Here is a 20,893-nt window from a genome sequence, read left to right on the forward strand (position 1 = left end):
CGTGGGGATCCGGGGGTCGTACGCAGTCGAACAGAGCCGTTGACCGCACGGCCCCGGACCGGACCGACCGGAACCGACGGACTCGCGTGATCCCGCACGATCCGGGGTACCCGTGGGGCCACGGGGGACAGTGCGCGCGTGGGGAGGCGTCGTGGACGACTACGCGGGAAGGGTGCTCGCGGACCGCTACCGCCTGCCGCTGCCGCCGGCGGACGGGACCGCGGGCGGTCACGACCTGACGGAGACGCGGGCCTTCGACACGTACAGCGGCCAGGAGGTGCTGGTCCGTCAGGTCCCGCTGCCGGAGTTCGTCGACGCCGAGGTGCTCGACGACACGGGGCCCGGCGGTCCCGGCGGCCTCCGGGGCGGCGCGGGGCGGCCCGGCCGCGGGCCCGCCGAACCCGTCGTGCGCCGCGCGATCGAGGCGGCCCAGGCCGCCGCGCAGATCCCCGACCACCCCTTACTGGACCAGGTCTTCGACGTCTTCGCGGAGGCCGGTTCGCTGTGGATAGTCAGCGAACGCGTGGCGGCGTCCCGGCCCCTGGCCGCCCTCCTCGCCGAGCGTCCGCTCAACCCGTACCGGGCCGCCGAGATCGGCGCCGACGTCCTCACCGCCCTGCGCGCGCTGCACGCCCACGGCTGGGTGCACCGGAACATCACCTCCCGGACCGTCCTCGTCTGCGACGACGGCCGGGTGGTCCTCTCGGGCCTCGCGGTGGGAGCCGCCGAGGAGGCCCTCTGCGGCTACGCGCCGGTACCGGAACAGGACGGGCCCGACGCGTTCGCGCATCCCGACGAGTTCGCGTACGCGCCTGCGCCTCCGGCGGGCGTGGACGAGGAGACCGATCCGGACCCGTACGCCCCTGATCCGTACGACCCCGACCCGTACGCCCCGGACCCCCACGGGCCGGACACGTACGAGCCGGGGGTGTACGAGGCCGAGACGTACGCGCCCGGACCGTACGAGGCCGAGACGTACGAGCCGGACGCGGAAGGACCCGAGACGCACGGGTCCGGTGCGTACGCCCTGGAGCCGTACGCGGCGGACACGTACGAGACGGAGGTGTACGCGCCCGAGCGGTACACGCCCGAAGGGCTCGCGCCCGTCGAGGAGTACGGCTCCGAGACGTACGGCTCCGAGGCGTACCGCCCCGGGGAGCCCGGCTCCGGGACGGCATACGGCTCCGCGGCGTACCGCCCCGAAGAGCACCGGCCCGAGCCGTACGCGCTGGAGGCCCCCGACGGGGGCGTGCGCACCGGTGACGGGACGGACGGCGCGGACAGCGGCACGGGCGACGGCACCGAGGGCCGGTCGGGCGGGGGCGCCGGTTCCGGCGGTTCCGCTCCGGGGCCCCGCCCCGCCCCCAACGCCTACGGCGCCGACCCCTACGGGAAGTCGGCGGCGGCCCCCGCCGGGACGCGGCCCCCGGCCACGCCGCCGACCGCCGACGTGCGGGCCGCGCGGGCCGGGGCCATCGCCGCCTACCGGGCCGGTGCGCGGGCCGCCGCCCGGCTCGGCGAGACGGGGGCGCTGCCCGTGCAGCGGCCCGTGCCGCCGGAGTCGCCGGGACCGCCGCCCCCGCCGACGGCGCAGGCGGAGGGCGCGCCCGAGCCGCAGTGGTGGGCCCGGGTGGCGGACGACGAGGACGACGAGGACGAGGGCGACGAGCCGTACGGCGGCGGCCCCCGGAACGACCCGCCGCCGCGCGCGATGCTGACCGGCAGCTGGAGCGACGGCCCGCACGCCTCGCGGGACGCCTCCGGGCCGGTACCGGCCGGGGGCGGCTCGGGCCGCGGCCCGGTGCTGCCCGGTTCGGGGCGCCCGGCGCTGCCCGCCGGATACCGGGCGGCGGACCCGGACGCCGGGCGCCTCCCGGTCCCCGCCGGTGTCCCGGAGGCCCGGCGGGAGGAGCCGGCGACGGCCGCGGCCGAGCCGCACCGGGGTCCGGCCACGCGCCTCGCGGCGGAGCGGGCCCGGCAGACCCGGATCGCGGTCGTCGGCGCCGTCACCGAGCGCTGGGCGCCCGAACAGGCCGGTCCCGTCCACGAGAACTGGCGCCTCGCGGCGCCCATCGGCCCCGCCACCGACCTGTGGGCGCTCGGCGCCCTCCTCTACCGCGCCGTCCAGGGCCACGCCCCCTACCCGGAGGACAGCGCGGCCGAACTCGTCCAGCTGGTCTGCGCCGAGCCGCCCGCCTTCGCCGAGGAGAGCGGGCCGCTGCGCCCGGTCGTGGAGTCGCTGCTCCGTCAGGACCCCACCGAGCGTCCCGACTTCGAGGAGCTGCGCGGCTGGCTGCGCTCCCTCGTCCGCTCGGCGCCCGAGCCGGAGGCCGGTGTCGGCGTCGTACCGCTGCCGTCCGACGAGAAGCGGCTGCCGATCGTGCGCCGGCGCGGCGAACTGGTGCGCCGCAGGCGCCGGGGCGAGGGCGCGGGCCGCCGCCGTCACAAGCGGGGCAGGGACCCGCGCGCCGAGGTCCGGCACGAGGTCCGGCACGAGCCCGAGCGCGCGCACGTCCGCGAGTACGCGCGCGTACCGGACGATTTCCGCGAGGAGTCCGACGGCGGGTACCACGAGGAACTCCCGCAGCGCGCCCCGCGCGCGCCCCGGACTCCGCGCGCCCCGCGCACCTCCTCCGGTTCCTCGGGCTCCCCGCGCGCCCTGGGCCGTACGCTCCTGCTCCTGGTGCTCCTCCTGCTCGTGGGGGCCGTCGCGTACGCCGTCCTCTTCATGCCCCGCGCGGGGGAGGAGCCCGCCGGTTCGGGCGCGCCCACGACCGGTCCGGCCCCCGTCACCACCGCGCCGAGCACCGGCGGCGAGAGCCCGGCCCCGACCACGGGCGGTCCCTCCACGGGCGGCCCCTCCGCGACCACCGCGCCGGCCACGACCCGGCCCCCGGCGGATCCGTCGGCCCCCGCGCTCGCCGCCGGGTACGCCCTGCGCCAGGACCCGGAGGGGTTCCGGATCGGGGTGCCGAACGGCTGGCGGCGCAGCCCGATCAACGACGCCGGGCAAGTGCGCTACACGGGCGGCGACTTCACGATGATCGTGGTCCCCGGCCGGGACGGCGTGAAGGAGAACGGTGCCGACCCGCTGGCGTACCAGAACGCCAGGGAGCGCGAGCTGGAGCCCTGGCGGGCGTCCAGCTGGGCGGGCGCGGAGCGGACGCTCCGGGTCGACATCGGCAGCACGGCGACGGCCACCGGAAGTTACTGGTGGCTGGACGGCACGGGACGGGAGGTGTTCGTCCGCAACCTCGCCCTGATCGACGGCGGCCGGTACCACGTCGTCCAGGTCATCGGCCCGTACACCGAACGGGACAAGGTCTCCGAGATCTACGAGCAGGCCACGAAGGCGTTCCGTCCGGGCCGTTGAACCCCCGCCGGTCCACCGGCCCCCGGTCACAGTGCTGTTCCTATGGCCGCCCCGAGGTTTCGCGGTCCGTGCCCCCCTCCGTAACCTGGCGTCAGAAGGAACGGGCGGGGGCAAGTGGAACATTCACAGGGCACAGGGGCGGGGCTGCTGCTCGCCGGACGCTACCGGCTGGGCGAGTCCATCGGACGCGGCGGCATGGGCAAGGTCTGGCGCGCGCACGACGAGGTGCTGCACCGCGTGGTGGCGGTGAAGGAGCTGACGGCGGGCCGGTTCGTGGCCGAGGCCGACCGGCTCGTGCTGCACGCCCGTACGCAGAAGGAGGCGCGGGCGGCCGCGCGGATCACGCACCCGGGCGTGGTGACCGTCCACGACGTCCTGGAGCACGACGCCCGCCCGTGGATCGTCATGCAGTACGTCGACGGGCCCTCGCTCGCCGACGCCGCCAAGGAGTCGGGCACCGTCGAGCCCCGCGAGGCGGCCAGGATCGGGCTGCACGTCCTCGGCGCGCTGCGCGCCGCGCACGCGGCCGGGGTGCTGCACCGGGACGTCAAGCCGGGCAACATCCTGCTCGCGCGCGACGGGCGCGTCCTCATCACCGACTTCGGGATCGCGGCGATCGAGGGGGACTCGACGATCACCCGGACCGGTGAGATCGTCGGCTCCATCGACTACCTGGCGCCCGAACGGGTGAAGGGCGCCGACCCCGGCCCCGCATCCGACCTCTGGTCGCTCGGGGCCACGCTCTACACGGCGGTGGAGGGCACCTCGCCGTTCCGCCGCGGCTCCCCGATCAGCACCATGCAGGCCGTGGTGACCGAGGAGCCGCCGCACCCGGAGAAGGCCGGGGCGCTGGCCCCCGTCATCGTGGCCCTGCTGCGCAAGGACCCGAAGCGGCGGCCGCGCGCGGACGAGGCCGGGCGGATGCTGCTCGAAGCGATGGAGGGGCGCGCACCGGCGTCGGCGCAGGCGTACGTGCCGACCCAGCGGGTGGTCAGGGAGGACCTGGACCGGACGGAGGACGCGGGCGACCGGAACGCGCGGGCCGGCGAGGCGCGTACGGCGTCCGGCGAGGCGCGCGCGGCGGACCGGACGGACCGGGCCGACCGGCCGGAGCCGGGAACGGCGGACGTCGCCCCGCGCGGCTCCACCGCCCAGTGGTCCCGGCCGCCCCGGACGGTTCGGCAGCCCCCGCACTCCCCGCCGCCCCCCGCCCCCACCCCCGCCCCGGCACACCCGTCGTCCGGCCGGGGCCGCCTGCGCACCGTCGTCCTCGCGGCCCTGCTCGCCGGGCTCGTCGCGGGCGGCGCGGTCTTCGCTGCCATGCACTACGCGGGCGGCGACCGCGTCGTCGACGGCACCGGGGGGACGACCGCCGCCACGGCCCCGACCACGATCCCCCCGGCCGGGGTCGAGGGGAAGAACGGGATCCCCGGGGGATGGCACCGCGTCGAGGACCCGGAGGGCTTCAGCCTCCTCGTCCCGGACGGCTGGAAGCGCCAGGTCACGGACGGCCAGATCGACTACACCCCGGACAACGGCAGGCACCGCATCCGGATCAGCGTCGACCGCAGCCCCGACTTCGAGAGCCCGTACATGCACGCGCTCGACCTGGAGGGCGCCCTGGGGAAGCGGATGCACTACAAGCGGGTCCAGCTCTCCGAGAAGGTCTACCGGGACCAGGTCCTCTCCGTCCTGTGGGAGTTCACCTGGACCGAGAAGAAGAACTTCCCGGGGCCCCGGCACGCGATCGACCAGATGTACTACGGCGACGACGGCACCGAGTACGCCGTCTACATGTCCTCGCCGGAGTCGAGCTGGGAGACCACCCGGGAGCAGTTCGACATCGTCCTGCGGCACTGGCGGGAAACGGGCGAGTAGACGGGCGGGCCGTCGGGCGGACGAGCAGGCGGGCGTGAAGGCCGGAAAAATCTCCGTGACCGGCCTTCGACAGCCGTAAGCCGCTGATCAGGCCTTATGTGCCAGTGATCGCTGGCGTGATGTGAGACCCCGGTGAAAACGCGTTACCGACGGGTACCCAAAGGGCGGACGGCGCCTTACGCTCGCCCTCATGACGGACTCGCAGGCCCCCGCCGCCCCTTCGGCTCCCGACGCCCCCGCCACCGCCTCCGCAGCGCGGACCGGGACCACCGCCCCCGCCGGGGCGACCAACCCGGTCGCGCCCGCGCCCGCCGGCGCCAGGACCGCCGCCGACGTCGTGACGCCCGACCTGGTCGCCCGGCTCGTCCGCGGCGTGGTCGGCTCCGGCCGGACCGCCAACCACACCCCCTTCACCGGGGAGAAGCTGGCGGACCTGCCCGAGTCCACCCCCGAGGACGTCGCCGAGGCCTTCGCCCGCGCCCGCGCCGCCCAGCCGGTCTGGGCCGCGACGCCGGTACGGACCCGCGCCGCCGTGCTCCTCCGCTTCCACGACCTGGTCCTCGACCGGCAGGCCGAGGTCCTCGACCTCATCCAGCTGGAGACGGGCAAGGCGCGCCTGCACGCCCACGAGGAGGTCATGGCGGTGGCCGTGGCCGCCCGCCACTACGGCCGCAAGGCCTCCTCCTACCTGCGCCCCCGCCACCACACCGGCGTCGTGCCGACCCTCACCAAGGTCACCGAGCTGCGCCAGCCGCGCGGGGTCGTCGGCCAGATCGCCCCCTGGAACTACCCCCTCGAACTCTCCGTCGGCGACGCCCTGCCCGCCTTCGTCTCGGGCAACGCCGTCGTCATGAAGCCCGACACCGAGACCGCGCTCACCGCCCTGTGGGCCCGCGACCTGCTCATCGAGGCCGGACTGCCCGCCGAGGTCTTCCAGGTCGTCCTCGGCGAGGGCCCGGTCGTCGGCCCCGAGGTCGTCCGGCACGCCGACTACGTCTCCTTCACCGGCTCCACCCGCACCGGCCGCGAGGTCGCGCAGGGCGCCGCCGCCCGCCTCGTCGGCGTCTCCCTCGAACTCGGCGGCAAGAACGCCATGCTCGTCCTGGCGGACGCCGACGTCGAGAAGGCCGCCGCCGGCGCCGTCCGCGCCTGCTTCTCCTCCGCCGGACAGCTCTGCATCTCTATCGAGCGCCTGTACGTGCACGAGTCCGTCGCCGACGACTTCGTCGCCCGGTTCGCCGCCCGTACGAAGGCGATGCGGCTCGGCACCTCCCTCGCGTACGGGGCCGACATGGGCTCCCTCGTCGGCGAGCGGCAGCTGGAGACCGTCGAGCGGCACGTCGAGGAGGCCGTCGCCAAGGGCGCCAGGCTGGTCGCGGGCGGCGTCGCCCGCCCCGACGTCGGCCCCCTCTTCTACGAGCCGACCATCCTCGACGGCGTCGAGGCCCCGATGGCCGTCTGCAACGAGGAGACCTTCGGCCCGGTCGTCTCGATCTACCGCTTCACGGACGAGGACGAGGTCGTCGAGCTCGCCAACGCCACCCCGTACGGCCTCAACTCCTCGGTCTGGACGAAGGACTCGCGCCGCGGCCACGCCGTCGCGGCCCGGCTGCGCACCGGCACCGTCAACATCAACGAGGGGTACGCGCCCGCGTACGGCAGCGTGCAGTCCCCGATGGGCGGCATGAAGGACTCCGGGCTCGGCCGCCGCCACGGCTCCGAGGGCATCCTCAAGTACACCGAGGCCCAGACCGTCGCCCAGCAGCGGCTGATCCCGCTCGCGCCCTCCTTCGGCATGGACGACGAGAAGTACGCGGCGTTCATGAGCCTGTCCCTGAAGGCGATGAAGGCCCTGCGCCTGCGCTGAGGCCCCGGGCCCCCGCGCGCGGCGGGGGCCCGCGCCCTCCCCCTTCCACCCCTTTTTCCGTACTCCGTACGAGGAGAGCCATGACCGCGGTACCCCCTACCCAAAATCAGGAGCAGGCGGAGGACGCCGCGTACGACTACGACGTCCTCGTCGTCGGCTCCGGCTTCGGCGGTTCGGTCACGGCCCTCCGCCTCACCGAGAAGGGCTACCGGGTCGGCGTCCTGGAGGCCGGGCGCCGCTTCACCCGCGAGACCCTGCCGAAGAACTCCTGGGACCTGAAGAACTTCCTCTGGGCCCCCGCCCTCGGCCTCTACGGCCTCCAGCGCATCCACCTGCTCGGCAACGTCATGGTCCTCGCGGGCGCCGGCGTGGGCGGCGGCTCCCTCAACTACGCCAACACCCTCTACGTACCGCTCAAGGCGTTCTTCGACGACCCGCAGTGGAAGGACATCACGGACTGGGAGGACGAGCTCCGGCCGTACTACGACCAGGCCAAGCGGATGCTCGGCGTCCGGCTCAACCCGACGATGACCCCCTCCGACGTGCACCTGAAGTCGGCGGCCGAGGCGATGGGCATCGGCGACACCTTCCACATGGCGCCGGTCGGCGTCTTCTTCGGGGACGGGAAGGACGCCGACGGCGGGACGAGGACGAAGCCGGGCGGCGAGGTCCCCGACCCGTACTTCGGCGGCGCGGGCCCCTCCCGGCGCGCCTGCGCCGAGTGCGGCGAGTGCATGACCGGCTGCCGCCACGGCGCCAAGAACACCCTCAACGAGAACTACCTGTACCTCGCCGAGAAGGCGGGCGCGACCGTCCACCCCATGACGACGGTCGTCACCGTCACCGAGGACTCGCGCGGCGGCTTCGCGGTGAAGACCCTGCCCACCGACGACCGGAAGAAGGGCAGGGGCCGCACGTTCACCGCCCGCCGGGTCGTGATCGCGGCCGGCACGTACGGCACGCAGACCCTGCTCCACCGGATGAGGGACACCGGCCTGCTGCCCCGGATCTCGGACCGGCTCGGTGAGCTGACCCGCACCAACTCCGAGGGCCTGGTCGGCGCGCAGACCACCGACCGCCGCTACCGGAGGAAGCACGGGAAGGGGAAGGCCGACTTCACCCGGGGCGTCGCCATCACCTCCTCCGTCCACCCCGACGAGAACACCCACATCGAACCGGTCCGGTACGGCAGGGGCTCCAACTCGATGGGCAGCCTCACCGTCCTCCAGGTGCCCTACGGCGCCCACCGGGTGCGCGACTGGGTCCTCAACCTGCTCCGGCACCCCGCGCTCGCCGCCCGCTCGCTATCCAACCGGAAGTGGTCGGAGCGGACCATCATCGGCCTGGTCATGCAGTCCCTCGACAACTCCCTGACCACCTACCGCAAGCCCGGTGGCCTCGGAAAGGGCCTGCTCACGGCCCGCCAGGGGCACGGGGCGCCGAACCCGGTCCAGATCCCGGCGGCCACCCGGGCCGCCACCCTCCTCGCCGAGGAGATCAACGGCTTCGCCGGCTCCAACGTCGGCGAGCTGATGGGCACCCCGCTCACCGCGCACTTCCTGGGCGGCTGCCCGATCGGCGCGGACGCCGCGTCCGGCGTCATCGACCCGTACCACCGGCTCTACGGCCACCCGGGGATCTCCGTCGTCGACGGGGCGGCCGTCTCCGCCAACCTCGGCGTGAACCCGTCCCTGACGATCACCGCCCAGGCGGAACGGGCCATGTCCTTCTGGCCGAACAGGGGCGAGGAGGACCCGCGCCCGGCGCAGGGGGAGGCGTACGCACGGCTCGCGGCGGTCGAGCCGAAGTCCCCCGCGGTCCCGGCCGAGGCCTTCGGCGCGCTGCGCCTGCCGTTCCTGGGGATGCCGAAGATGCCGTCGAAGACCCTGCCGGACGTTCCGCTGGAGGTCCCGTCGCAGCAGTCGCAGCAGTCGAAGCAGTCGCAGCGGGAGTGACCCGGGCCGGACCGGCGGAAACAGAAAGGGCGCTGCATCCCCCTCCGAATGCAGCGCCCTTCCGGCTTCTGGTGTTGCTGCATTGGTTGACCCGCGACCCCCGTGATGGGTTGTAGCGGTTGCACGGGATCTTCGTGTGACGCGCGTCACATGACCGGGGGGCGGGGGTACGGGCGAGGGCCCCGTGGCGCGATTCGGGTCGCGGCACGGGGCCCTCGGGGGTCGGCACCGGTGTCAGGGCAGCCGCGGTGCCGAGCGGAGCGGCGCCGGGGGGTCGCGCCGCTGGGGGAGGAGGAACGGGGGGAGTAACGGGGTGGCGGGACGAGGGGACGGGGCCTTCGCAACGGTGCTGGGGCCGCGGGATGCGGCCGGGGGAGCCGGTTGCGATCGGCCCCGGGCGTCCCCGGGGCCGACCGCACTTTCCGGGTGACCGGGCCGCTGTCCCCTGCTGCCCGGTCACACGCGCTGGTGCGAGGTCCCACGGCGTACCGGAGAGGTACGCCACACGCCCCAGCGAAGCCACGCGTGGTTTTTCTTCGGGCCCGCCCCTGGCTGGCACGGACAACCGGACCAACGAAGCCGGCGCGGAGCCGGTCACGCGCCGTACGGGTGAGAGCGGGTCCGAACTCGGGTGCGGGCGCCCACTCGGACGCGTCCCCGACGGCTCTCAGACGCGTCCCCGGCACAGCTCCAGCATCGTCATCGCGAGCGCCGTGCCCGGCTTGCCGAGGGCGTCCCTGTAGCGGCCGAGGACCTCCATCTCGCGGTTCAGGTTCACCCGGCGGCCGCCGGAGGAGATCCGGGCCTCCTGGATGACGGCCGAGACGGCCGTCCGTTCCTGGATGAGACCGATGATCCGGTCGTCGAGCGCGTCGATGCGCTCACGGGCGTCGCCGATCAGCGCCGCCGCCTCGGCGGTGCGGGCGCCGGTGCGCTCGGTGGTCTTCGCGGTGACGGTGGTGTCGGTCGTCATGGTGGGGCTCCTGGGGTGTCGGGCCCCGGAGCGACCCGGCCCGGGAACGACGGACGCCCCGGGCCTTGTCGGCCCGGGGCGCCTGGGAAGTCGCTTGTCAGTTGCTCAAGCAGCACGACCATGGCAGCCGGTGGGCCGGTTGCCATAGGTAAAGACGAAGGTCTGGTGCTTGCGCATGGCGACAGTATGGACCCGGCCCCGGAACCGGGGCCAACCCGGGTTCGGATGGTGAGACGAATGGTCCGACCGGCGCGCCGGTAGAATCGACAAATAGCACCCCTTTCGAGGGACCCCCTCCTACCGCCGGAAGGCCGCCGTAGTGTCATCAGCGACCCCCGCTGCCGCGCCCGACGTCACCAACCCGGACGTAGTCCTCGTTGTCGACTTCGGCGCCCAGTACGCCCAGCTCATCGCCCGCCGCGTCCGTGAGGCCCGGGTCTACAGCGAGATCGTCCCGTCCACCATGCCGGTGGCCGAGATGCTGGCCAAGAACCCGAAGGCGATCATCCTCTCCGGCGGCCCCTCCTCCGTGTACGCGGAGAACGCCCCCCGCCTCGACCGCGCGCTCTTCGAGGCGGGCGTCCCCGTCTTCGGCATGTGCTACGGCTTCCAGCTGATGGCGACGACCCTCGGTGGCACGGTCGACAACACCGGAGCCCGCGAGTACGGCCGCACCCCGCTCCACGTCTCCAAGGCCGGCTCCACCCTCTTCGAGGGCACCCCGGTCGAGCAGTCGGTGTGGATGTCGCACGGCGACGCCTGCTCCGCCGCCCCCGAGGGCTTCAGCGTCACCGCGTCCACGGACGTCGTGCCGGTCGCCGCCTTCGAGAACGACGAGAAGAAGCTGTACGGCGTCCAGTACCACCCCGAGGTGCTGCACTCCACGCACGGCCAGCAGATCCTGGAGCACTTCCTCTACCGGGGCGCCGGCATCGAGCCGAGCTGGACCACCGGCAACGTGATCGAGGAGCAGGTCGCGGCCATCCGCGCCCAGGTCGGCACCAAGCGCGCGATCTGCGGCCTCTCCGGCGGTGTCGACTCCGCCGTGGCCGCCGCCCTCGTGCAGAAGGCCATCGGCTCGCAGCTCACCTGCGTGTACGTCGACCACGGCCTGATGCGCAAGGACGAGACCGAGCAGGTCGAGAAGGACTTCGTGGCCGCCACCGGCGTCCAGCTGAAGGTCGTCGACGCGCAGGAGCGCTTCCTCACCGCCCTCGCCGGCGTCTCCGACCCGGAGACCAAGCGGAAGATCATCGGCCGCGAGTTCATCCGCGTCTTCGAGCAGGCACAGCTGGAGATCCTCCAGGAGGAGGGCCCCGAGGTCGCGTTCCTCGTCCAGGGCACGCTCTACCCGGACATCGTCGAGTCCGGCGGCGGCACCGGCACCGCCAACATCAAGTCCCACCACAACGTCGGCGGCCTGCCCGACGACATCGAGTTCGAACTCGTCGAGCCGCTGCGCCAGCTCTTCAAGGACGAGGTCCGCATGGTCGGCCAGGAACTCGGCCTGCCCGAGGAGATCGTCCAGCGCCAGCCCTTCCCCGGCCCCGGCCTCGGCATCCGCATCGTCGGCGAGGTCACCAAGGAGCGCCTGGACCTGCTGCGCGAGGCCGACGCCATCGCCCGCGAGGAGCTGACGGCCGCCGGTCTCGACCGCGACATCTGGCAGTGCCCGGTCGTGCTGCTCGCCGACGTGCGCTCCGTGGGCGTCCAGGGCGACGGCCGCACCTACGGCCACCCGATCGTGCTGCGTCCCGTCTCCTCCGAGGACGCCATGACGGCCGACTGGTCGCGCCTGCCCTACGAGGTGCTCGCCAAGATCTCGACCCGCATCACCAACGAGGTGGCCGACGTGAACCGCGTCGTCCTCGACGTCACCAGCAAGCCGCCGGGCACCATCGAGTGGGAGTGACCCTTCCCGCCCGCCCGTGAAACCGCCGCCCCGAACCCCCCCGGGGCGGCGGTTTCGTCGCATCGAGGGCTCGGGGGCCCCGGTCGTGACGGCGCAGGGCGTGGAGGCCGACCGGGTCACGGTCGACACCCCGGACCGACCACCCGGCCTCTCCTCGCGCCCCGGGGCCGCCGAACGGAGGAGAATCGTTCCGCGAGCAGCCGTACGGGGCGTGTGAGAGGTGACCGGTGATGACGGGACAGACGGGCCAGGGAGACGACAGGACCTCCGGCGGAACCGGCGACGCGAACTCCGGCGTCCACCGCCCTCTCGGCGCCGATGGTGACGGGACCGGTGTCTGGAAGGCCCTCGCCTCCCGCTACGCCCTCCTTCCCCTGCGGATCTTCCTGGGTGTCACGTTCCTCTACGCCGGGCTCGACAAGCTCACCGACTCCTCCTTCTTCGCCGGTACCGGCAGTGGTTCCATCGGCGAGACGATGCGCGGCGTCCGGGACGTCTCCGCGATCCCCGCCCTCGTCGACCTCGCCCTCAAGAGTCCCTCCGGCTTCGGGTACGCCCTCGCCTTCGGGGAGCTCGCCGTCGGACTCGGGACCCTCTTCGGTCTCTTCGCCCGGGTGGCGGCGCTCGGCGGCGCGCTGATCTCGCTGAGCCTCTGGCTGACCGTGAGCTGGCAGGTGTCGCCCTACTACCTCGGCAACGACCTCGTCTACCTGATGGCCTGGCTGCCGCTGCTGCTCGCCGGAGCCCCGGTGCTCTCGCTGGACCGGCTCCTCGCCGAACGGCGCCGTATTCGATAGGCGGCCCAGGTCGCGAGGGCGGCCACGCCCAGGCCGCCGCAGAGCACCGGGACCACCGCGTACCAGGGGGTCGTCCAGGCCCCGGCGGCGTCGCCCGCGTACAGGGCGGTCAGGGCGAGGGCGGTGAGGCCGACGAGCAGCCGGCCGGGACGGAACTCATGAAGCAGCACGGATGACCTCCACCTGTCCGAGTGCGACCTCCAGGGAGAGGTCCAGGGTGCCCGCCGGGGTGGTCCCGGCCGGCGGCGCGAGCGTGTGGGTCTCCTCGCGGTCCGGTGCGATGTCGATGTCGTTCGGGGGCTGTCCCGGCAGGCGCAGATCGCCCAGCGCCACCGTGGCGCGCAGCTTCACGACCGCGTCCTTCGGGACGATCACCTTGAGCTGTCCGGCGCCCACCTCGGCGCCGGTGGTGACCGTCGTCCCCGCGGGGAGCGGGAGCCGCGACAGGTCGAGCGTGCCGACCCCGCTGCCCAGCTCGTAGCGCGGCTGCACGACGGCGACCGACGCCGGCGTCCACGTCTCGCGGACCCAGTCCGTGGTGATCCGGTCGGGCAGTGCCGTCGTCAGGGCGAGCAGGCCCGCCGTGACCACGGTCAGGAACACCGTGCCGAACCCGGTCCGCCCGAGGAAGCTGCTCACGACGAGCCCCAGGCCGAACACCCCGAGGGCGGCGGTCAGACCGATCTGCAGGCTGGTGCCGAGCGGCTCGGTCTCCCAGGTCAGGGCCGTGCCGAGGCCGGCCGCCACCATCGCCAGCAGCTCGACGAGACCGGCGATGGAGAGCGGGCTCCTCCGGACGGAGGGCGTCGGACGCCCGGGCGCCGGAGCCGGGGGACCCCACTGACTGCCGGGCCTCGGCACCTCGCCGTTCACCCTGCCGTCCTCGTCCAGCACGCCGTGCGGACCCCACAGGTAGCCGACGGCCACCCGGCCCGTCGAGCCGTCCTTGACGATCGGGTCCTTCCACCAGGACGTGTACTCGATCAGCGGCGGGGCCTTCGTCTCGGGCGGGGCCTCGGCGACCGCGAGCGCCGCCGCCGTGTCCGCCCTGCCCTCGCTCTCGACCGCGCCGGTCCGTCTCCGCCGGGACCAGACCGCCGCCCCGCACGCCGCGAACGCCACCAGCAGCGAGGAACCCAGCATCGATCCGCTGCGCAGCATCGACAGGAAGACCCCGCAGCCGACCAGCGCCATCAGCAGGGCCGCGAGGGAGGAACCGGAGACGCGGCCGGTCAGCAGCCTGCGCCCCTCGGTGTCCTCCTCGCCCGCGAGCGGGATCAGCAACCACGCGAAGCCGTAGAAGATCAGCCCGAAGCCGCCCGTCACCGCCAGCACGCCGATCACGACGCGGAAGACCACCGGGTCGAGGTCGAAGTACCGGCCGAGACCGCCGCAGACGCCGCCCACGACCTTGCTCCCGCGAGAGCGCCGCAGGGGCGCGGCGGAAGCGGCCTCCGCCGGCGGCGGGGCCTCGTGCTGCGAAGGCGTCGAACTCGTCATGCCTCCATGGTGACGGCCCGTGACGCCGTGCGGCACCGGGGACGACCCTGGCCCGACCCTGATATTCGGAGGGCCCTCCTCCCCGAGGCCGTACCAGGGAAGATCTCAGGGCCGACCCTGATGTTCCGGGCGGGCCGAACGTGTGACGATCGGTGCATGTCCGTATCCGCTCGTGTCACCGAGACCGACGAACCGCCTCTGCGCAGGCTCTACCGGAGCGCCGACGGGCGGTGGCTCGGCGGTGTCGCACGCGGTCTCGCGGGACACCTCGGGCTCCCGGTCGTCTGGGTGCGCACGGCGTTCGCGGTCCTCGCCCTGGCGGACGGCCTCGGCGCCGTGCTCTACGCGGTCTTCTGGATCGTCGTCCCACTAGGCGTCGGCGGGCGGACCGCGCCGCGCCCCGTCTTCGAGACCACCCCGGACGGGCGCCGCAGGCTGCGCAAGCCCGACCGGGGCCAGGTCTTCGCTCTGGTCGCGCTCGCCGTGAGCCTCGCGGTCGTCGCCGGGAACGCCAGCTTCGACGGCGAGACGGGGCGGTACATCTGGCCCGTCCTCCTCACCGGCGTCGGCGTCGCCGTCTTCTGGCGCCAGACGGACAACGCCCGCCGGGCCAGCTGGACCGATCCCGGGCGGCACCGACGCGCGTTCCAGCTCGCCCGCGGCTTCGTCGGCGTCGCCCTGGTCGGCACCGGCCTCGCGGTCTTCGTGGTGGTCCGCGGCTCCGTCGCCCAGCTCGGCACGGCCCTCACCGCCGCCGTCGCCGTCCTCACCGGCATAGCCCTGCTCGCCGGCCCCTGGCTGGTCCGCATGTCGCAGGACCTCACGGAGGAGCGGACCATGCGCATCCGCGCCCAGGAGCGCGCCGAGGTCGCGGCCCACGTCCACGACTCGGTGCTGCACACCCTCACCCTGATCCAGCGCAACGCCGACGACCCGGGCGAGGTGCGCCGGCTCGCCCGCGCCCAGGAACGGGAGCTGCGGAACTGGCTCTACAAGCCGGAGGGCACCGGCAGGGACGAGGAGCCCGAGACCCTCGCGGAAGCGGTGAAGAGAGCCGCGGCCGAGGTCGAGGACAAGCACGGCGTCCCGCTGGAGGTGGTGGTCGTCGGCGACTGCCCCCTCGACGAGGGACTGGTCGCACAGATACAGGCCGCGCGCGAGGCGATGGTCAACGCCGCCAAGTACGGTGGCGAGGGAGGGGCGGTGCAGGTGTTCGCGGAGGTGGACGGCCGCACGGTCTTCGTCTCGGTGCGCGACCGGGGGCCGGGCTTCGACCTGGACGACGTGCCCGAGGACCGGATGGGCGTACGAGAATCGATCATCGGCCGGATGCAGCGCAACGGCGGTACGGCCCGGCTGCGGTCACCGCAGGGCGGCGGCACCGAAGTGGAGCTCGAGATGGAGAGGGCGGACGGATGAGCGACGGGACCGGGGCAGCGACCGGGAGTGGGGCGGGCGCGGACACGGGCGCGGAAACGGGTGCGGGGGCGGCGCCGGGCGCCGGGCGTCGGGTGCGGGTGGTGCTCGTCGACGACCACCGCATGTTCCGCACCGGGGTGCAGGCCGAGATCGGCCGGACCGAGGTCACCGGCGTCGAGGTGGTCGGTGAGGCCGCCGACGTCGACCAGGCGGTCACGGTCATCACCGCGACCCGCCCCGAGGTCGTCCTGCTCGACGTGCACCTGCCGGGCGGCGGCGGGGTCGAGGTGCTGCGGCGCTGCGCGAGCCTGCTCGGCGCGCCCGAGGACCCGGTCCGCTTCCTGGCCCTTTCGGTGTCGGACGCGGCGGAGGACGTGATCGGGGTGATCCGGGGCGGGGCCCGCGGCTACGTCACCAAGACGATCACCGGCACCGACCTGGTCGACTCGGTCTTCCGGGTCCAGGAGGGCGACGCGGTCTTCTCCCCCCGGCTCGCCGGCTTCGTCCTGGACGCCTTCGCCTCGACGGACGCGCCCCCGGTGGACGAGGACCTGGACCGGCTCACCCAGCGGGAGCGGGAGGTGCTGCGGCTGATCGCGCGCGGCTACGCGTACAAGGAGATCGCCAAGCAGCTCTACATCTCGGTGAAGACGGTCGAGTCGCACGTCTCGGCGGTGCTCCGGAAGCTCCAGCTCTCCAACCGCCACGAGCTGACCCGCTGGGCCACCGCCCGCCGCCTGGTCTGAGCCCGCGCTCCGGACCCGGGAAGCGGCGAGCCCGGGCCCGGACCCGGGTGTCAGCCCACGCGGGTCGCCCCGGCGAAGGGCATCTCGTCGATCGGGGCGATTCGGATCGGGGCGCCGGGGCGGGGGGCGTGGATCATCTGGCCGCCGCCGATGTAGAGCCCGACGTGGCTGATCCCGGAGTAGAAGAAGACCAGGTCGCCGGGGGCGAGCCGGGAGCGGGAGACCCTCTGGCCGGCGTTGATCTGGGTGTACGTGGTGCGGGGCAGGGAGACGCCGGCCGCGCGCCAGGCCGCCTGGGTGAGGCCCGAGCAGTCGTACCCGGAGGGACCCGTCGCCCCCCACACGTACGGCTTGCCGAGTTGGGCGCGGGCGAAGGAGACGGCCTGGGCGGCCCGGGAGTCCGGGACGTCCACCGATGCGCGCGCCCCGCCGGAGGAGCGGTCGGCCCGGGTGGAGGCGGAGGCGCCGGGCGCGTTCGTCGCGTCCGGCCGCGCCGAGGGGGCCGGGGCGTTCCGGGTGGCGGTGGCGGCCTCGTACCGGGCCCGTTCCTCCGCGGTCAGCCGGGCGAGCAGGGTCCTGGCCGCCCGCAGTTTGCCGAGGACGGTCGTCTTCTGCCGCCGCAGCTCGGCCTCGTGTCCGCGCAGCGCGGTCAGCCGTTCCGCCGACTCGCCGCGCAGCCGCCCGATCGCGCCGAGTTCGCGTCGTACGGTCCGGATCGCGGTCGCCTGCCGGTCACCGGCCTTCTCGGCGAACGCGGCCCGCGCCAGGTACTGGTCCGGGTCGGAGGTGAGGACGAGCCGGACCGTCGGGTCGAGGCCCCCGGAGCGGTACTGGGCGGCGGCCGCGGATCCGAGGGCGTCCCGCGCGTCGTTGAGGCGCTGGGTCCTGCGGGCGGCCTCGTCGCGCAGCCGGTCGAAGGCGGCGCGCGCCTCGTCCGCCTTCTCCTTCGCCCCGTTGTACCGCTCGGTCGCGGCCCCGGCCTCCTGGTAGAGCCGGTCGACCCGCGCCTTGACCTGGGCCGTGGTGGGCCGGGGGTCCGCGTGTCCCGCCCCCTCGAAGAGGGTCGTCGTCGCCGCGGAGGCGAGGGCGAGGGTGGCGGCGGTACGGACCGCCTGACCGCCGAGGAGGGACGGCGTGGACTTCCGGTGCGCTGCCACGAGGGCGGTTCACATCCTCTTCCCTGGGGGACGGTGTCCGCCGGGCCGGCGGCGGCCCGCACAGGGGGACGGACCGCCGCCGGTTTTCTCGGCGGGGGTGACCGACGACCGCCGACCTGCCGGCGGTGGTGGGGAGCCGGTCACCTGGTGGAGGACGCTAGGCCCGGGGTCGCGCCCGGACGACGGGTTGACCGCTATTGGCGCCAGTTGACAGGTGGGAGACCGAACTCTTTCGCCGGGTGACGGGGTGAGGATCATTCCGAGGGCGCCAAGGGTGCCGGGGGCGCCCCGGCGGCCGACCGGAGTTCCGGAGCGGGCGGGACCCGCCCGGAAAGCGGGACCGGGGCCCCGGTTAGGCTCCGCCCCATGGACGTTCTCATCAATGTCTTCGTCGCCCTGCACGTCATCGGTATCGCCTCCCTCCTCGGCGGCTTCCTCACCCAGATGAAGGCGATGGGCGCCGGTACGGCCCGTTTCAGCCCCGCGATGCTGCACGGCGCGCTGACCATGCTGATCACGGGCGTCGCGCTCGTCGGCCTGAACCAGGCCGACGACCAGACCGTGAACAACCTCAAGATCGGCATCAAGCTGGCGATCCTCGTCGTGATCCTCGGCCTGGTCTACGTCAAGCGGGACGACGAGAAGGTCGACAAGGGCCTCTTCGCCGCCGTCGGCGGCCTGACCACGGCGAACATCTTCATCGCGACCCTCTGGACCTGAGCCGCACCCGCGGTCCGCGGCCCCGGTGTGACCCGTTCCGCACCCCGTCCGCACGGGCCGGCCTCCGAACACGGACCCGGATGTCGGTGGAGCGCCCTAGACTCGTGAGGCGATGAGCAGCCTCTTTGACGACAGCTTCCTGGCCGGTCTCCAGAACTCCTCGGAGGAGCCCCCGCCCCACCCCGAGGACGACGAGCAGGGCTCCCCGGCCTCGGAGGAGGTCCCGCACGACCTCTTCGGGGAGCACTTCGACGCGCCCCCGCCCCGGGACGCGTACTACCGCGACGGCGCCCCGCGCCCCGTCGTGGACCCCGCCGCGCTCCTGGACGGGCTGAACGAGCAGCAGCGCGCCGCCGTCGTGCACACCGGCACCCCGCTGCTCATCGTCGCCGGCGCCGGTTCCGGCAAGACCCGGGTGCTCACCCACCGCATCGCCCACCTCCTGGGCACGCGGCACGTCCACCCCGGCCAGATACTGGCGATCACCTTCACCAACAAGGCCGCCGGCGAGATGAAGGAGCGCGTCGAGCAGCTCGTCGGCCCGCGCGCCAACGCCATGTGGGTCATGACCTTCCACAGCGCCTGCGTCCGGATCCTGCGCCGCGAGTCGAAGAGGCTCGGCTTCACCTCCTCCTTCTCGATCTACGACGCCGCCGACTCCAAGCGCCTGATGGCCCTGGTCTGCCGCGACCTGGACCTCGACCCGAAGAAGTTCCCGCCGAAGTCGTTCAGCGCCAAGATCTCGAACCTCAAGAACGAGCTGATCGACGAGGAGACCTTCGCCGGCCAGGCGCAGGACGGCTTCGAGAAGACGCTCGCCGAGGCGTACCGGATGTACCAGGCGCGGCTGCGCGAGGCCAACGCCCTGGACTTCGACGACATCATCATGACGACGGTCCACCTGCTCCAGGCGTTCCCCGACGTCGCCGAGCACTACCGCCGCCGCTTCCGCCACGTCCTCGTCGACGAGTACCAGGACACCAACCACGCCCAGTACACCCTGGTGCGCGAGCTGGTCGGCACCGGCTACGACGACCTCGGCCCGGCCGAGCTGTGCGTGGTGGGCGACGCCGACCAGTCGATCTACGCCTTCCGCGGCGCCACCATCCGCAACATCCTCCAGTTCGAGGAGGACTACCCGGACGCGACCACGATCCTCCTGGAGCAGAACTACCGCTCCACGCAGACGATCCTGTCGGCCGCCAACGCCGTCATCGAGCGCAACGAGTCCCGCCGCCCCAAGAACCTGTGGACCAACGCGGGCGAGGGCGCGCGGATCACCGGCTACGTCGCGGACACCGAGCACGACGAGGCCCAGTTCGTCGCCGACGAGATCGACCGGCTCACGGATGCGGGCGAGGCCAAGGCCGGGGACGTGGCCGTCTTCTACCGGACCAACGCCCAGTCCCGCGTCTTCGAGGAGATCTTCATCCGCGTCGGCCTGCCCTACAAGGTCGTCGGCGGCGTGCGCTTCTACGAGCGCAAGGAGGTCCGGGACGTCCTCGCGTACCTCCGCGTCCTCGCCAACCCCGAGGACAACGTCCCGCTGCGCCGCATCCTCAACGTCCCCAAGCGGGGCATCGGCGAGCGCGCCGAGGCGATGATCGACGCGCTCTCGCTCCGCGAGAGGATCACCTTCCCGCAGGCCCTCAAGCGGGTCGACGAGGCGTACGGCATGGCCGCGCGCTCCGCGAACGCCGTCAAGCGCTTCAACGTGCTCATGGACGAGCTGCGCACCGTCGTCGAGTCCGGCGCCGGGCCCGCCGTCGTCCTGGAGGCCGTCCTGGAGCGGACCGGCTACCTGGCCGAGCTCCAGGCGTCGACCGACCCGCAGGACGAGACCCGGATCGAGAACCTCCAGGAACTCGCCGCCGTGGCCCTGGAGTTCGAGCAGGAGCGGGGCGAGGAGCCCGCGACCCTCGCCGAGTTCCTGGAGCAGGTCGCGCTCGTCGCCGACTCCGACCAGATCCCCGACGAGGACGAGGAGGGCCGGGGCGTCATCACCCTCATGACGCTGCACACCGCCAAGGGCCTCGAATTCCCGGTGGTGTTCCTCACCGGCATGGAGGACGGCGTCTTCCCGCACATGCGCGCCCTCGGCCAGACGAAGGAGCTGGAGGAGGAGCGGCGCCTCGCGTACGTGGGCATCACGCGCGCGCGTGAGCGGCTCTACCTCAGCCGCTCGGCCATGCGCAGCGCCTGGGGCCAGCCCTCGTACAACCCGGCCTCGCGCTTCCTGGAGGAGATCCCGCCCACGCACCTGGAGTGGAAGCGGACCGGGCCGATGGCGAAGCCCGCCGGGCCGACCTCGGGCATCACCTCCTCGCTCTCCTCCTCCCGCGCGCGCTCCGGCCCCTCGGGCTTCGCCACGCGGCGGGCCGGCGACAAGCCGGTGGTCTCGCTCCGGGTGGGCGACCGGGTCACGCACGACCAGTTCGGTCTGGGCACGGTGACGGCGGTGACGGGCGAGGGCGACCAGGCCCAGGCGACGATCGACTTCGGCGACGACAAGCCGAAGCGGCTGGTGCTGAGGTACGCGCCGGTCGAGAAGCTCTAGGGACGGCTGTAGGGACGTACGCGGTCACGGAAGAGGGCC

14 protein-coding genes are annotated in these 20,893 nt (G+C 73.6%); 10 read left to right on the forward strand and 4 right to left on the reverse strand.

Annotated features, from left to right (window positions below; translation table 11 throughout):
• Positions 1-151 precede the first annotated feature (151 nt).
• The 4 genes from ACFY7E_RS02265 to ACFY7E_RS02280 all read left to right on the forward strand — a co-directional run bounded on the left by ACFY7E_RS02265 (position 152) and on the right by ACFY7E_RS02280 (position 9,073).
• The gene (locus ACFY7E_RS02265) at positions 152-3,373 is read left to right on the forward strand and encodes a serine/threonine protein kinase (protein ID WP_389479748.1); all 3,222 of its coding nucleotides are present in this window, start codon (positions 152-154) and stop codon (positions 3,371-3,373) included.
• Between the two features lie 114 nt (positions 3,374-3,487).
• Positions 3,488-5,251: a serine/threonine-protein kinase gene (locus tag ACFY7E_RS02270; protein WP_389479751.1), complete on the forward strand. Its 1,764-nt coding sequence runs from the start codon at positions 3,488-3,490 to the stop codon at positions 5,249-5,251.
• A 190-nt stretch (positions 5,252-5,441) separates the two neighbouring features.
• Positions 5,442-7,118: a succinic semialdehyde dehydrogenase gene (locus ACFY7E_RS02275; RefSeq protein WP_389479753.1), complete on the forward strand. Its 1,677-nt coding sequence runs from the start codon at positions 5,442-5,444 to the stop codon at positions 7,116-7,118.
• Positions 7,119-7,198: 80 nt separating this feature from the next.
• The gene (locus tag ACFY7E_RS02280; protein ID WP_389479755.1) at positions 7,199-9,073 is read left to right on the forward strand and encodes a GMC oxidoreductase; all 1,875 of its coding nucleotides are present in this window, start codon (positions 7,199-7,201) and stop codon (positions 9,071-9,073) included.
• A gap of 667 nt (positions 9,074-9,740) precedes the next feature.
• Here ACFY7E_RS02280 and ACFY7E_RS02285 read toward each other — a convergent pair.
• Positions 9,741-10,046, reverse strand: a complete 306-nt coding sequence (locus ACFY7E_RS02285) for a chorismate mutase (protein ID WP_383446601.1) — start codon at positions 10,044-10,046, stop codon at positions 9,741-9,743.
• 319 nt (positions 10,047-10,365) lie between these two features.
• On the opposite strand from ACFY7E_RS02285, the gene guaA reads away from it, so the two are divergent.
• On the forward strand, positions 10,366-11,958 hold the full coding sequence (guaA, locus tag ACFY7E_RS02290; RefSeq protein WP_383445646.1) for a glutamine-hydrolyzing GMP synthase: 1,593 nt from the start codon (positions 10,366-10,368) through the stop codon (positions 11,956-11,958).
• Positions 11,959-12,188: 230 nt separating this feature from the next.
• The gene (locus ACFY7E_RS02295) at positions 12,189-12,755 is read left to right on the forward strand and encodes a DoxX family protein (RefSeq protein ID WP_389479757.1); all 567 of its coding nucleotides are present in this window, start codon (positions 12,189-12,191) and stop codon (positions 12,753-12,755) included.
• Here the strand turns inward: ACFY7E_RS02295 and ACFY7E_RS02300 are convergent.
• Complete coding sequence (locus tag ACFY7E_RS02300; RefSeq protein ID WP_389479759.1) at positions 12,665-12,925, reverse strand: hypothetical protein; 261 nt, start codon at positions 12,923-12,925, stop codon at positions 12,665-12,667. The two genes, ACFY7E_RS02295 and ACFY7E_RS02300, sit on opposite strands and share 91 nt — an antisense overlap.
• Positions 12,912-14,255 (reverse strand): PspC domain-containing protein, encoded by a 1,344-nt coding sequence (locus tag ACFY7E_RS02305; RefSeq protein WP_389479761.1) that lies wholly within the window; start codon positions 14,253-14,255, stop codon positions 12,912-12,914. The genes ACFY7E_RS02300 and ACFY7E_RS02305 overlap by 14 nt, the downstream gene beginning before the upstream one ends.
• 156 nt (positions 14,256-14,411) lie before the next feature.
• On the opposite strand from ACFY7E_RS02305, the gene ACFY7E_RS02310 reads away from it, so the two are divergent.
• Together ACFY7E_RS02310 and ACFY7E_RS02315 are read left to right on the forward strand one after the other, a co-directional pair.
• Positions 14,412-15,674: a PspC domain-containing protein gene (locus tag ACFY7E_RS02310; protein ID WP_383445658.1), complete on the forward strand. Its 1,263-nt coding sequence runs from the start codon at positions 14,412-14,414 to the stop codon at positions 15,672-15,674.
• On the forward strand, positions 15,671-16,420 hold the full coding sequence (locus tag ACFY7E_RS02315; protein WP_389479763.1) for a LuxR C-terminal-related transcriptional regulator: 750 nt from the start codon (positions 15,671-15,673) through the stop codon (positions 16,418-16,420). Before ACFY7E_RS02310 ends, ACFY7E_RS02315 begins: the two co-directional genes overlap by 4 nt.
• Positions 16,421-16,470: 50 nt before the next feature.
• Here ACFY7E_RS02315 and ACFY7E_RS02320 read toward each other — a convergent pair whose 3' ends face one another.
• Complete coding sequence (locus ACFY7E_RS02320; protein ID WP_389479765.1) at positions 16,471-17,577, reverse strand: NlpC/P60 family protein; 1,107 nt, start codon at positions 17,575-17,577, stop codon at positions 16,471-16,473.
• Between the two features lie 366 nt (positions 17,578-17,943).
• On the opposite strand from ACFY7E_RS02320, the gene ACFY7E_RS02325 reads away from it, so the two are divergent.
• A complete protein-coding gene (locus ACFY7E_RS02325) occupies positions 17,944-18,297 on the forward strand; it encodes a hypothetical protein (protein WP_383445667.1) in 354 nt (117 codons plus the stop codon).
• Positions 18,298-18,409: 112 nt separating this feature from the next.
• Positions 18,410-20,854 carry a DNA helicase PcrA gene (gene pcrA / locus ACFY7E_RS02330; protein ID WP_383445670.1) on the forward strand — a complete coding sequence of 815 codons (2,445 nt, stop codon included), beginning with the start codon at positions 18,410-18,412 and terminating at the stop codon, positions 20,852-20,854.
• The last annotated feature ends 39 nt before the right edge of the window (positions 20,855-20,893 follow it).

Origin of the sequence: Streptomyces sp. NPDC012825 (genome assembly GCF_042900925.1) — a bacterium.
GTDB lineage: Bacteria > Actinomycetota > Actinomycetes > Streptomycetales > Streptomycetaceae > Streptomyces.